Annotated in this window: 9 protein-coding genes; 5 read left to right on the plus strand and 4 right to left on the minus strand. The window is 38.3% G+C overall.

What is annotated here, in order from left to right; translation table 11 throughout:
- The 5 genes from ESZ26_RS11600 to ESZ26_RS11620 form a co-directional block, all read left to right on the plus strand.
- Positions 1–227 (plus strand): transposase (locus ESZ26_RS11600; protein WP_146799679.1); only part of this gene is annotated, 227 nt, incomplete at its 5' end.
- A 312-nt stretch (positions 228–539) separates the two neighbouring features.
- Positions 540–4,451, plus strand: coding sequence for a response regulator (locus ESZ26_RS11605; protein ID WP_146799680.1), 3,912 nt, complete (start codon positions 540–542; stop codon positions 4,449–4,451).
- 92 nt (positions 4,452–4,543) lie between these two features.
- Positions 4,544–4,939, plus strand: coding sequence for a Gfo/Idh/MocA family protein (locus ESZ26_RS11610; RefSeq protein WP_262984204.1), 396 nt, complete (start codon positions 4,544–4,546; stop codon positions 4,937–4,939).
- 195 nt (positions 4,940–5,134) lie between these two features.
- Complete coding sequence (locus ESZ26_RS11615) at positions 5,135–7,474, plus strand: ATP-binding protein (protein ID WP_146799682.1); 2,340 nt, start codon at positions 5,135–5,137, stop codon at positions 7,472–7,474.
- Between the two features lie 171 nt (positions 7,475–7,645).
- On the plus strand, positions 7,646–9,097 hold the full coding sequence (locus tag ESZ26_RS11620) for a response regulator (RefSeq protein ID WP_146799683.1): 1,452 nt from the start codon (positions 7,646–7,648) through the stop codon (positions 9,095–9,097).
- 93 nt (positions 9,098–9,190) lie between these two features.
- On the opposite strand, the gene ESZ26_RS11625 is transcribed toward ESZ26_RS11620, so the two are convergent.
- The 4 genes from ESZ26_RS11625 to ESZ26_RS11640 all read right to left on the minus strand — a co-directional run bounded on the left by ESZ26_RS11625 (position 9,191) and on the right by ESZ26_RS11640 (position 14,282).
- The gene (locus tag ESZ26_RS11625; protein WP_146799684.1) at positions 9,191–10,462 is read right to left on the minus strand and encodes a peptidase MATCAP family protein; all 1,272 of its coding nucleotides are present in this window, start codon (positions 10,460–10,462) and stop codon (positions 9,191–9,193) included.
- A gap of 132 nt (positions 10,463–10,594) precedes the next feature.
- Positions 10,595–11,218, minus strand: coding sequence for a DUF502 domain-containing protein (locus ESZ26_RS11630; RefSeq protein ID WP_146799685.1), 624 nt, complete (start codon positions 11,216–11,218; stop codon positions 10,595–10,597).
- Between the two features lie 66 nt (positions 11,219–11,284).
- A complete protein-coding gene (locus ESZ26_RS11635) occupies positions 11,285–13,153 on the minus strand; it encodes a glutathionylspermidine synthase family protein (protein WP_146799686.1) in 1,869 nt (622 codons plus the stop codon).
- Positions 13,154–13,529: 376 nt separating this feature from the next.
- Positions 13,530–14,282 carry a substrate-binding periplasmic protein gene (locus ESZ26_RS11640; RefSeq protein WP_146799687.1) on the minus strand — a complete coding sequence of 251 codons (753 nt, stop codon included), beginning with the start codon at positions 14,280–14,282 and terminating at the stop codon, positions 13,530–13,532.
- Between the last annotated feature and the right edge of the window lie 60 nt (positions 14,283–14,342).

Raw genomic sequence — 14,342 nt, forward strand, 5'->3', positions numbered from 1 at the left:
TTCGCAAGGCCATCTATACAACGAATGCGATAGAGTCACTGAACAGTGTGATTCGAAAGGCGATTAAGAAACGTAAGCTATTTCCGTCTGATGATTCAGCGAGAAAAGTGGTTTATCTAGCGATAGAGGCGGCATCCAAGAAATGGACGATGCCGATAAGAAACTGGAAAACGGCCTTGAATCGATTTATGATTGAATTCGAAGACCGCTTAAAGGACTTTATTTAAAACGGGCAGTTACACAAAATCTGTTACAGGCTCTTAGCTAACGTCAATGTTTTGCTAGCGGCTCCAGATTAATTATTATTTTTTCTTTTTCTATTATCAGTATATTAATCATAGTAAGTTGGGTAACTTTTTTAATCAGTTATCGATTATTTTATTTAATCTTTTAATCGTGCTAATTTAGTGTATATACTGAGAAATCTTTATAATATTTCACAATTAATTAATGGCTTAGACTATTTCGTTACCTTCGAGTTAGTCTTTTTATCGTTGAAATAGCATCAGGATCCCCTAAAGGGTGGTAAACAAAATAATATGGCTAATATGCAAAAGCTACAACAGAAAATTAAACGTCGTAATTTATTGGCGATATCTTTAATTGCTATTTTAATTAGCCTCTCATTTTTAAGTTTAGTCTTATTATTTAATCAACAAGATAAAGATGCTGAAACAATTAATCTGGCGGGCAACCAGAGAATGCTGTCACAAAAAATCGCTTACCTTGGTTTCCAGCACTATCACAATGTAACCCTTGCTGAAGTAGACGAAAAACTGATCGAGAACTTACTCGATACGATCAAATTATTTTCGACTAACCATACGCTTTTAACAAACCTAGCGATTAATAAATCTAACAGCATGCCAAGGGAAATATATGCGTTATATTTTAACGCACCCATCGAGCTTAATAGGCAAGTTAATCGCTACGCTGAAAGTGCTATTGAGCTTAGTCAGAGCCAAGATAAAAATAGTGCTAAAACGATTGTTACACAAAAATTCAATCAAGATTTAATCGAAAGTGTACTTGTTTCTCTTGACTTAGTCGTGACAAAAATGGAAGAACATTCCAAGCAGCGTATCGTTAATATTGAAATACTCGAAGTGGTTTTATGGTTAGCCAGCATGGCATTATTGATTGCGATTAGTTTGTTTGTTTTTCGACCTTTACAGCGTCTCATTAGTAATTATCACCATGAACTTTCACTTTCAAAGCAGAAGAGTGCTGAGCTAACGCTTGCCATAAATAAGCATGCTATTGTCTATCGGGTTAGTAAGAATGACAAAGGTACTCTAACGGAAGTTAATCAACGTTTTCTTGACTTCTATTGTTACCAAGAAGAAGACATTATAGGGCATAGTGTTTTTGAAATTTGTGGAACTAGTTATACTCAACAAAACTTTAAAGATATATTTAAACACTCTATTGTTAACGATTACTGGCATGGCGAATCAATTAATAAGATTAAAGGTGGGCGAGAGCTGTGGCTAAGTACCACTATAGTGCCACTCATAAGCAATGAGAATAAATTAGAATCTTTCATTGTTATTCAGAATGATATAAGTGACATTAAGCAAACTGAATTAACACTCAATCAGCTGCATAAAATAACGTCTGATATAGATAAAACCTTAAAAAATAAAATTCAAAATATACTAGAACTCGGTAAAAAAATATTCAATTTACCGCTCGCGTTGATCAGTGAAATACATCAGCAAGAATACCGGGTTTTGTATTGTCATACCCCTAACAACGAAATTAATCCCGGTGATATATTTGAATTAGGGAACACTTATTGTTTGCATACCTTGAAAGTAGATAAGCCCATTGCTTTTCATCAAGCGGGTGATAGTCAATTAAAAGATCACCCGTGTTATCAAGCTTGTGGTGTTGAAAGCTATATTGGTGTGCCACTTGTTGTTGATGGTAAACAGTTTGGCACGTTAAACTTTTCTGGCGCAAAGCCGTCAGCTAAGCCATTCACCAATCGGGAATTAGAATTAATTCAATTATTCTCCCATTGGATAAGTGCAGAACTCACGCGTGTTAAGCATAAAGATACCTTATCAGGGCAAAAATCATTAATGGAGCAAATGGCGCAACAAGCTCGTATTGGTGTTTGGGAGGTTGATTTAGTAAACAATAGTCTTTATTGGTCAAACATGACTAAAAAAATTCATGAAGTACCTAATGATTATCAACCAGAATTATCAAAGGCGATAAATTTTTACAAAGAAGGTGAAAGTAGAGAAACAATTCAAGTGTTAGTGAAAAAAAGCATTGAAGATGGTAGCCCTTACGAGCGAGATCTGCAGTTGACCACCGCCAAAGGTAATGAAGTTTGGGTGTCTGCTCGAGGTCGCTCTGAGTTTGTCAATGGACAATGTGTGCGCTTGTATGGCTCGTTTCAAGATATAACTAATAAAATGATGGCCCAACAGAAAATTGCTAAACACAACCAACGTATGACATTAGCGGCAGATTCTGCTGGTATAGGTATTTGGGAACTCGATCTTGTTACCGATGAATTAAAGTGGGACGACTGGATGTTCAAGTTGTACGGTGTCCCCGCTGATCAGTTTTTAGGGGGCTCTGAAACTTGGGAGAAACGCTTACACCCTGATGATATAGAGCGAACAAATACTCATCTTCGTCAAGCAATTGAAGGGAAAGTAAAATTCGATATTCAATTTCGAATTATATGGACTAATGGTCAAGTTAAGTATATTAAAGCAGCGGCGATTGTTAGCTATGATAGTGATAAAAAGCCTATTTCAATGATAGGTGTTAACTATGACGTTACCGCACGAGTTGAGAATGAAACAGCACTTATCATCGCTAAAGAGCAAGCAGAAATAGCAGTAACGGCTAAAAATGAATTTTTTGCCAGTATGAGCCACGAAATAAGAACACCAATGAATGGTGTGATTGGCATGCTTGATTTAGTCAAAGATTCACCATTAAACCAAGAACAAAATCATCGAATAGGTATTGCCCAGCAAAGTGCCCAGTCGCTATTGTCTTTAATTAACGATATTTTAGACTTTTCAAAAATAGATGCAAATAAATTAGAACTTGAAAATGTCAGTTTTAATTTACGTGACATGATTGGTAACTTAGCTGAGTCTTTTGCCCAACAAGCACAGCAAAAAGGCTTAGAATTGATCGTTGACCTTGTTGATGTTGAAGAGTCACTTGTGGTGGGCGACTCTAATCGTATTCGTCAAATATTAACAAATTTATTAGCCAATGCGATTAAATTCACTCAACAAGGTGAGGTGGTTATTCGTATTAGCCAACAAGACTACTCTACTACTCATTGGTGCATTATTGCTGCAATATCTGATACTGGCATAGGTATATCAAAACAGAAGCAGCAAGGCTTATTTGAAGTATTCAGCCAAGTTGATGCTTCAACTACACGGCAATATGGTGGCACGGGGCTTGGTCTCGCTATTGTCAAAAAGCTTTGTTTATGTATGCAAGGCAGCGTTAAGGTAGAAAGTAATGAAGGTGAAGGTAGTATCTTTAGCTGTGATTTATTACTAGAAAAGTCATCTGATTCGTTGTTGTCTTTACCGGTAAAAGCGTTGCAAGGTAAACGCGTGCTAATAATAGAACAAAATCACTCCTGTGCTGAGGTCATAAAACGACAATTAGTTTTCTGGAAACTTGAGGCAGATATAATAACAAGTCTTCAACCTGCGCTGTCTTTACTTAATAAACAAACGCAAAGCCCGCACTATGATTTATTGATTATCAATCAGCAGTTCTCTGAGGTAGGCGCTATAGCATTTGTAAAAACTGTACGTTTAAATCCAGCGTATAAAAATATAAAAATAATGTTTATGACGCTCATGAGTATTCAGCATGATTTAGCTGATAGTACTCAAAGTGGTATTAATGGATTTTTCCCTAAACCTGTTATTACCTCTGATTTGCACCGAGCATTAAATGCTATATTAGATGCGCCTGACACACAGATCACCAGCGATGTGAATCCATCTGAGATGATAACATTATCTGATGCTGATTCAGGTTGGACGCAAGGTGTTAAGTTACTACTGGTAGAAGATAATCGTATTAATCAAATGGTAGCTATGGCGGTATTAAAAAAAATAGGGATAGCGCAATGTGTTATTGCCATAAATGGTAAAGATGCCATTGAAAAGCTTAAAGCAAGCGAAGATAACCACCCGTTTACTTTTATTTTTATGGATTGTCAAATGCCTGAAATGGATGGTTACCAAGCAACAACCTTAATTAGGCAAGGTGTTGCGGGTTCTCGTTATCAAGCCATTCCTATTGTTGCCATGACCGCTAATGCGATGCTTGGAGATGAAGAAAAATGTTTATCTGCCGGTATGGATGATTATTTGGTTAAGCCTATTAATAAGGACAAAGTCAGAGATACAGTAAAAATATTTCAAGAAAAAATAGTATCTTAGGAGATGACATATCAAAAAAAATAGACATCTTCTCTCTTTTACCTTGGTTAACCGTCAATGAAATCACTAAAAAAAGACATATACGTTGGGGAATTATTGGTTTAGGCAATATAGCAAATAAATTTGCGACAGATTTGTTCGCGGTTAATGATGCTGAACTTTATGCCGTTGCTTCAAGAACACAACAAAAAGCCGATGATTTTGCAGAAAAATATCAAGCGACAAAAGCCTACTGTAGCTATGAAGCGTTAGCAAATAATGCAAATGTTGATGCGGTTTACATTGCAACACCACACTCACAGCATAAAGAAAATACGCTGTTGTGTTTAGAGCAGGGCATCGAGGTCTTATGTGAAAAACCTTTTGCCATGAATGCAGATGAAGTTAACCGCATGATTGCCACAGCCACTCAACATAATACTTTGCTGATGGAAGGGCTTTGGACCTACTTTCTGCCACATTATATTTTTTCATATTATTCTGTTTGAAAATAAATGCTTACACCGATATTTAGTGTACAAAAAACCTTGCTATTAACACATAAAAAGCCATACTAAATTGATGTTAGGTACATGGACTTAACAGTTAAATATTACCATTCATATCAGGAATAAACGTCATAAGAGCTTTTATTTGTAAACCTGTTAGTACTCAATATTCTGTCAAAAAGACGGAATAACCTTATGAAATTTTCCCCGCTATTATCACACCCTGCAGTTAAACCATTTTCCTTGCTTATTGTCTTTGCTTTGTCCGTTACCATGTGCGGACTGTTAATATTTCAATACCAGAAAAATATCATTCTTGAACGTAGCGAAGACAACCTTGCTAGCATCGCTAACCTGAAGGTTGAGAGAATTGACTATTGGCTTGACGGACTTGAACGTGATGCACTAATTATGAGCGAAGATTATTATCTGACCTATATGCTGGAAAGTTGGCAGCGCGGCGGTGCTCCATATGATATTAATCGTCATAATATATTACATCGTTTAAAAGCCATTCAGGACAGTAACAAATATGCTGCCTTAACGCTGCTTGATCTAAATGGGCTGGTAATATTATCGACTAACCCTAATATAATTAATCAACCCGATGAGTCTATACAACAGCAGGTCATGGACGTTATTCAAAGTAAACAAATGATACTGGGCGAGATTAACCTAGGACAGAAAAAGAAGTTAAAAATGGCTATGCTTGTTCCTTTGTTTTTTGAAAGCCAAGAAGGGCGTCAGATTATTGGTGTACTTTACTTTCGTATTCATCCAGAGCAATTTCTCTTTCCTATGCTTGATGCTTGGCCGGTTGGTCGGTTGAGCGCAGAAACTTTGCTAGTGCGCAGAGATGGTGGTGAGGCCTTATACCTTAATGAAGTGCTCCGTAAGAAGGATTTGTCACTCAGCATGAGCATCCCGCTCAACCAAGAAGATATCCCAGGTACAAATGCTGTAAATGGTAAAACAGGCTTCTTTTATGGCGTAGATTATCAAAATGTACCGGTAATCTCTTATTTGGCGCAGATCCCTAGAATGGACTGGGGCATGGTAGCAAAAGTTGATGAAGACGAAGTCTACGCGCCAATTTACAGACGTGCTCGACAGCTACTTTGGATGGGTGGGATATTATTCTCAGTAGTGTCCCTAGCCACTTGGTTGTACGTTCGACGAACTTCTGCCGTAGAACTCGCCCGGTTAAAAGCTGATAAAGAATTAAAAAAGAGTGAAGAGTCGTTGAGACTCCTGGTTACTAGCGTACGTGATTATGCCATTATAATGCTTGAGCCCGATGGCCGTATTAGCTCATGGAACAAGGGGGCTGAATATATCACCGGTTATGCATTTGTTGATGTCTTTGGACAATTTTTCTCTTGTTTATATCCGCATGACGAAATAACTGCGGGTCAGCCACAAAAAGAACTCAATGTGGCTAGAGAATTGGGTCGTTTCGAGATAAATGGCTGGCAAATTCGTAAAAATGGCACACGCTTTTGGGCAAATACGGTTATCACAGCAATACATGCCACAAATAATAAAGTGATTGGCTTCGCCCAGGTCATGCGCGACATTAGTGAGCAGCGACAAACGGAACAACTTCGTGCTGAAAGTGAAGCCTTACGTCACGCCAGTCAAATGAAAAGTGAATTTCTTGCTAGTATGTCACATGAATTACGTACGCCACTTAATGCTATTATAGGTTTTTCAGAAGTACTTAGGGATGGCTTAGTAGGTGATCTTAGTGAACAGCAAAGTAAATATATTGGTAATATCTTTGAGAGCGGTCAGCATTTGCTTTCGCTGATCAACGATGTACTTGATCTGTCGAAAGTAGAAGCCGGCAAAATGATTCTCGATATAGAAACATTTCAGTTGGCCAGCTTACTGCATGACTGTACCTCGATGGTAAAAGAGAAAGCGCTGTCACGAGAAATTGAATTGATAGTAGATGTACAAGAAGACTTAGGCTTTATGCAATGCGATGGGCGCAAACTTAAGCAAATCATCTACAACTTGCTCTCTAATGCGGTTAAGTTTACGCCACAGGGTGGGAAAATCAAGCTCTCTGGTTGCCGTGTCGTTCGCGCTGATGCCATCATGAACACCGAAAATAACTCATGGAAAACCCGATTAATTACTGATGCTGATAGTATTCAAGGCACTTTTGATGAATTTTTAGAAATCACGGTAAATGATACCGGTATAGGTATTTCTGATACTGACTTGAATAAGCTCTTTCAACCTTTTACTCAAATAGATAGTAGTCTATCTCGTAAATATGGTGGTACTGGGTTGGGCTTAGTTATGGTGAAAGCACTTGCTGGTTTACATGGTGGTTTTATGGCGGTATCAAGCGCAGAAGATAAAGGTTCTTGCTTTAAAGTTTGGCTGCCATGGCGTGATATTAGTACTAAGGACGTTTCTGTTTCAGCTAAGCCATTAGCTATAATAAATGATCAATGCATGGCAAGTACCTTGGTCGAGGAGCATGACTTGTCAGGTGCTATCACAGTGGAAAAAACGCTTTAGCACTAATAAATTTAGTGCTAAAGAAGGATAATTAAGCAAAATACCTTTGATATACTCAGCATTTAAGTGATCATCAATCTATCTTAAACTTTCAGCAGCATGGTTAAATGATAATAGATAGTTAGCACTAGAGTTTAGTGAGCTTTACATAACGCAGCATGGAGAAATGAAATGGCTCGCATATTAATTGTTGAAGACAACCCGATGAACATGGAACTCGCCACTCTGTTGGTTGAGAAAGCGGGTCATAGTGTTATTCAGGCTAAAGATGCGCAAAGTGGCTTGCATAAAAGCCGAACAGAATTGCCAGACTTGATCCTAATGGATGTGCAACTCCCGGGAATGTCGGGTCTAGAAGCTGCCGTATTGCTAAAGGCATCTCCTGAGACAAAGTCGATACCCATCATTGCTTTAACTGCCCTAGCAATGAGCGGAGATGAGGAACTTTGTTTAGCTGCGGGGTGCGATGATTATATTTCTAAACCATTACGCTATAAAGTATTGTGGGCAGCAGTTGAAAAACATGTAATACAACCTCAATCTCTTAACAGGATAACCGACATGAATAATCGTCCTAGAAAAATTCTTATTGTTGACGATGAACATCTAAATCGAGAACTCCTTAAGGTGATGCTCGAATACGAGGGCTATCTAATAAAGACAGTTAACAGCGGTGAAGAGGCTTTAAAAAGTGTTGAGCAAGACCCACCTGATTTAATACTACTCGATATTATGATGCCAGGGCTTAATGGCAATAGAGTTGCAGGTAGGTTAAAACATAATCCCGAAACGATGTTTATTCCTATTATTATGGTGACTTCGATAGATGATCATTCGGCTAAATTGACGGCACTAAAAGTAGGCGCTGATGATTTTCTAACAAAGCCAGTCGATCGAGCTGAAATTATATTACGGGTCAGGAATATGTTGCGCTTGAAAGATTACAACGACCTCCTTTCAGGCTACAACAATAAACTTGAAGTCCAAGTTAAGGAACGTACGGTTAAGCTTGAAAATGCTTACAAGGAAACTATCATGACTATGGTCAGTGCGGCTGAATTCAAGGATGAGGAAACTGGGGCACACGTTCGTCGAATTGCGCACTATTCATACCTGCTAGGACGATTGCTTGGGCTGAGTAAAAAAATGAATAAAGCGTTGTTTTATGCAAGCCCAATGCACGACATTGGTAAGATTGGTATATCGGATGCTATTCTTTTCAAAAAAACGCCTTTTACGCCGCAAGAGCGTGAAACCATGAACACGCACAGTGCCATTGGCGCAAAAATTCTGCAAAAGGGAGATTCTCCCTTTATCAAGATGGGCGCTGAAATCGCGTTAAATCACCACGAAAGATGGGATGGAACCGGCTATCCTAATGGCCTTTCTGGTGAAGATATTCCATTATCTGCTCGTATAATGGCACTATGTGATGTCTATGATGCGTTGCGTTCAAAGCGTTCTTACAAGCCGGCTTTTAGTCACGAAAAGTCAGTAAAGATAATTATCGAAGGTGATGGCAGAACCATGCCAGAGCATTTTGATCCAAGAGTGCTTGCCGCTTTTTCCGCGCACCCAGAGAACTTTGAAAAGGTCTATGAAAAATATAAGGATGACCGTTAATGTTGGTTTAAATAGAGCTGTTGTAATAAAAGTATTTGCTGCCATCGCATTTAAAGCTGATGGCAGTTAGTTGGTATTAGTGAATAATAGCCGCTAATTGAAGGTTTTTGGAATGCTGTGCAATAACTCATCGTAATGGCTATAGATTTTAGGCATATCCATTTTATTGAGAAACTCGGAGCAAGTTAAGTAAGCTAATAAATAACGTGCATCTTCAACCCATGGTGGTAAGTACTTACCGGGTTGACAGAGCCCCATCTCCTCTAATTTGTATAAAACAGGAATGTCTTCGATATCTAATTTTCCACAAAATAATAATTTAAGACAATCCGCTCTACCATTAGCTGCGATAGCTTTTAAGAAATTATGCACACGAATAAGTCCTTCTAAGTACACGCCATCTTTAGTAAAGGGCGCGCCACCTGTTAAAACGCCACCCCTGAAAACTCTTCGAGTATTTTCATAGGCTTGTGACTCATTCCCTATACGACCTAAAAAGTAATTATAGACGTCTAAAAAATCGGCTCCTTCAATCGACATTTGTATAGCGATAATACGATCGGCCAATCTGCGCAATCGATCCAAGTCGATAGAATTAGTAATATATTCAGAAAATACTGCCAAACCCTCTTGTGTTTTAGTGGTGCCAGGATGACCAGCGGCTAATATTTTAAGGTGTGGCTGATTTAGGCCATTAATCGAGGTGGCTACATGGATATGGGCTTCATGATTAATTAATTGTTGCGCGTCAAGATCGGTAAAACAGGCTGTTTTCCTGATGCGGATCAGCTTAGGGTTTGCTAACGCATTCGCGGATAATTCGTCGACCACCTCAACTTTAGGCGCGTCTGCACCGAACATTTTAGTCACGGCTGCTTGCATTTGCTCAGCAATATCAGAGGCTAGATAACACATAGGTGGTGGAGAACCAAAATTGTAACTGGCATAACTACTAATTTGTTTATCAAAGATGTTGGCTAATTCAAGAGGCGTCGATTTACCGTCAGTAAATGGGTTAGTAGGTTTGCCGTAAAGCGCTTCAGAAAATTGATAAAACTTTTTAGTGCCTACCGATGCCATCATCAAAGCACCATATTCAAGTTTGGTTGAAATACGCTTTAACCATTCATCTATGTCTGAATTTCCCATCAAGCTTCGAGCTTCAGTTACTAAACTTAACGTTTTACCGGGATCAAAAGCAGGGTAGCTAACCTTAGGCAACTCTTTAGCTTTATCTGCAAAGAATTGGCGTTTAATATCTCTGTTCCATTCTAAATGGGTGAGTATTCTAATCGGTTGGCTGGCGCTATATAGGATAGAACTGATTTTACAAATCCGTTCTTTTTCTACTGCTAATTTATTCATTGGTCATTAAATTCCATGGTAATGACGAGTTAGTTGCACAATTAACTCGCAAAATGTGTATTAGCGCCACAGTAAAACATCATTATTGTCGATTTTTTACTTAGTAAATTTGGCGGGTTACACATAGTAAAGTTAAGGTGTTTTAAAATGATCTTTTGTTAACGTTTTAGCTGAGCCGACGCCGCAGCCGACGATTAGATTCATCACGCTCTTAGCACTGCCTTCGATGTGCTTAACATCTGCTTTAGGAGCAAAAATAACAAAACCGTTAAATGGGCTTGGGCTGGTAGGTACAAATACCGCAAAATGATCCTCTAATTCGTCGGTGATGTATCCCAAAACAAATTGCTCTGATTGGAATGCTTTCAACATTACTGGACGAGTAAAAGAACCTCCTTCTTTATTTTTAAATTGACTGACTAGGTCTCTGACTAAGGTGTATCCTGGAATAGGGACAAGTAAGCGTTGTTCTAATTGACCATGAACATAGCGTCCCCATGCTGTTTGAACCAACAAGCCGATAAAAAAGCAGCTAAAAAAGACGGCAGCAAAAGCGAGTATTTCTGCTAACGGAATATGGCTAACAAGTTGCGTAGACAAAAAAGTAGATATCGGTTCAAAGGCCATAGATAATGAATTTAATAGCCAAAACGCGACTTTAAATACAATGACTACTGGTAGTAATATAACTATTCCGCCAATAAATGCCGTTAACAAAAAGCTTTTTATTTTTTTTAATATGTTTAATAGTTGCAAAATTAAATCCTATATAGCGTTGAAATAAGCGTAAACATACTGCATGTCAGCGCAAGATGAGCAATTTTATGTATCATGTTTGCATTGTAGCGCCAAACAATCACTATCTTTATCTATAATCATTGATGAGTCTACTCTGACGCCACTCCCTGCATAATTACCATTGGCGGTAAACGTACAAACTTGCACATATTTACCATCGACATAAGGTAACGGAAACAATGTTTGGTATATTTGGTCTCTTGTCTCAAAATCACCCTGTTTTTCGGCAAGCACTTGCTGGTGTTTATCTATTATTTTTATATTTGCGCCACAGCGGCCGACGATTGGCTTACTTACGTAGCCTGTTTGGATGAGTTCCTCGGTTAATTCAAAACGGGTATCTAACAAATAAGGATGATTTGGAAATAGCATACATAACACAGGTAAAATCGCTTTGTTGCTAGGAATAAGTGTCCAAAGTGGCTCAAAAACCATAATGTTGTCGTTGAGCAGTACGTCAGATAAGCTCGGTTTTATCAGCCTTTCATGCTTCTCTTTATTGAACACATCACCTGGGTTTTTTCTGATTTCATCAAGTGCCGTTTCCCATGCCCATGTTTTCCATATCCATTGGATTTTTATGCCCGCTGAATCTTCAATTTCATTATTTTCATTACAAGTTAATGAATCAATCCCCACCAATATTTTACATTGATGACCCGCCGCTTCTATGGCGCTTTTCATAAAGAGGGCATGATAGGTTTCTTCGGGATCATCATCTTGTAATATATGGATGACGGAGTCGATAGTACGAGCTTGCCAAGCGTTAACTAAATGGCTAAATAAGGCTGTGCCTGCATCAGTGCCGCCTTTCACTTGGAAATGCTTTAACCATTTACCTTGTACTTTGCCAACTTCCATATAGCATGATGCAGAATCACAATTATATTCATAGACCTTCAAACCATGTTCAGACATTGAAAAATCAAAACGACTTGTTACCAGTTGATTAGCGCGGTTAGACCATGAGCGCTTAATTTTTTCATTTAGGTTCTCTGGTAAGCCAAATTTTTCCAACAGCTCGGGGTGTTCAAGTACGTAATCGGTAGCATGCATAAACATTTGATGTAGTTCATCGGTGGCAGTTTCGAGTGCTAAATGTGCTTGGGAAGAAATACGGTAATAGCGTAAAGCGCTTGCATCATCACAGGACAATCTATGGCCAGCCATCATTTGAAAAAATGCATATTCATCGTCATTAGCAAGATTTAACCAAGGGGCATTTTCTTTTTTTTGCGCCGGCGCCGTACAAGCTTCAATATTAAATACTATAGGGTCTGGCAGAGGAGAAATTAGCGCATCAGTTTCATCATCTGTTTGTATTAACCAACCCAAAATTGTTGAACCATTAGAAGGGCAGTGCAGCCAGTAGTCGCCGTTACTACCTAATTTTGCTTTTATTGCACGCGAATAGTTTTGCCCATTTGGCCAAGGTGCAAAGGCCATGTTTTGTTCGGCGATATGGACTTTATCGTTAAATACGGCGGTAATAATGGCTACGTGACCGGTTTCGTCAAACTCTCCACCTTCATCCCAAATCAGTAAACTGCCTACTTCAGGTAATCTTTTGGCACCATTTTCAAAGGCATTTAATGCGAGTTCGCCGTTATTCACTACATCTCTAACGGAGCGTAAATTAAATATTTCGTAAGCCATTGCGACATCGTTAAAAATATAACCTTTGTTGGTGTAAAGCCATCGACGAGCAAATTCAACACATTGCCATTTATGTCCCATGTAAATGTCATCGACATAACTTCTAAAGTGACTACGTGATTTATAGATTATTGGGTCAGCGGTATTATAGTCGCTAGAATATGCTGTTACATTACCGATAGAAGTACCGATAGGGTTGCCAAAAGAGACATCTTGTATGTTGTTAATTTTAGTCATTGAGTCCAGACTTTAGTGGCTATTACGCGCAAAAATACGGTTGCGCTATAGCGTTGCCCTTAAAATAGTTGAGAAGAGTAATGGTTAAGATGGGATAACTACTCATTTATTCTAACTTTACATTAAGCTTAATATTCTGGTCAAGATCAAATTATATTCACAGTCATTTTTTCTTAAATAGCTAGCATAAGTAGCTGTGTAACTAATCTTCTGGCTTTTATAATTTGAAATAAGCCGATATTTAATCGAGTAAATACTTCATGCGCGGTTAAATTTCGATGGTTGTGATAAGACTGGGTAACTAATTAAAGTAGCGCACTTTTTTCTTAGTGTTCGACAGCATAAAAGACTAAGCTATGACCTCTAGAAACACCAGCTAGTGCTCTAAAGAATATGATGCGATAATTTTTTCATAACGCCCATTTGTTTTTAATTCTTTGAGACCTTTGTAAAAGGCATCTCTGACTTTTTCATCATGGAAAAGAATATTATTAGGGCTTGCTCCAAATAGTGGGAACTTATCAACGAACAAAGTGGTATTTATTTTTCCTTCTTTTTCAATTTTAGCTCGGTAATGTTTAAATATTTGTAGGTCTAACTGAATAACATCAAAACGCTCTAAAAATAACATTTTAACCTGTAATTCTTGATCATGATTTTCTAGATAAAGCGGGTTTTTGTTAGCCATTGCCGCATACTCTCCGCCCAAGTGAACTTTGGCGCCTTGCCAAGACATTAAAGAATATGAAACTAACTCGTTTAGGTGAGTAAACTTATAATTATGCTTGTTTAAGGCAAAGGCAAAATTTTCGTAAGCATAAGCTTCATCAGATAAGAAACCGGTAAGGTTTTCTTTGGTCATTGTTTTTAAGTTCATATCGCAGGCCGCATCAACATCCCTAACTCTAAACGATGTTATCCGGCGAGCGTATGGGTAATAAATTGCTTCAACTTCATAGCCAACAGGCTCTAAGGCTTCTCTTATTAAGGTGATGATTATGCCGTCGTTAGTTTCTGGCATTACCCAAGGTGCAAGAGCATCGCCGAAGGCAATAGTGATCTTTTGATGGGCGAAGGAGGGAAAAAACAATAACAAACTGGTCATTAATAAAAGAAGTTTTAGCTGCATATTTTCATGGGGTAATTAAATAAATGAGTAAAATAAGTATAGACGAATAAAAGAACTTAA

This window comes from Colwellia hornerae, from assembly GCF_007954355.1.
GTDB classification, from domain to species: Bacteria; Pseudomonadota; Gammaproteobacteria; order Enterobacterales; family Alteromonadaceae; genus Colwellia_A; species Colwellia_A hornerae.

What these genes read in the sequence shown, in the direction of transcription:
- ESZ26_RS11605 (WP_146799680.1), top strand. Translation starts at nt 540, where the DNA reads ATGGCTAATATGCAAAAGCTACAACAGAAAATTAAACGTCGTAATTTA.
- ESZ26_RS11615 (WP_146799682.1), top strand. Translation starts at nt 5,135, where the DNA reads ATGAAATTTTCCCCGCTATTATCACACCCTGCAGTTAAACCATTTTCC.
- ESZ26_RS11620 (WP_146799683.1), top strand. Translation starts at nt 7,646, where the DNA reads ATGGCTCGCATATTAATTGTTGAAGACAACCCGATGAACATGGAACTC.
- ESZ26_RS11625 (WP_146799684.1), bottom strand. Translation starts at nt 10,462, where the DNA reads ATGAATAAATTAGCAGTAGAAAAAGAACGGATTTGTAAAATCAGTTCT.
- ESZ26_RS11635 (WP_146799686.1), bottom strand. Translation starts at nt 13,153, where the DNA reads ATGACTAAAATTAACAACATACAAGATGTCTCTTTTGGCAACCCTATC.
- ESZ26_RS11640 (WP_146799687.1), bottom strand. Translation starts at nt 14,282, where the DNA reads ATGCAGCTAAAACTTCTTTTATTAATGACCAGTTTGTTATTGTTTTTT.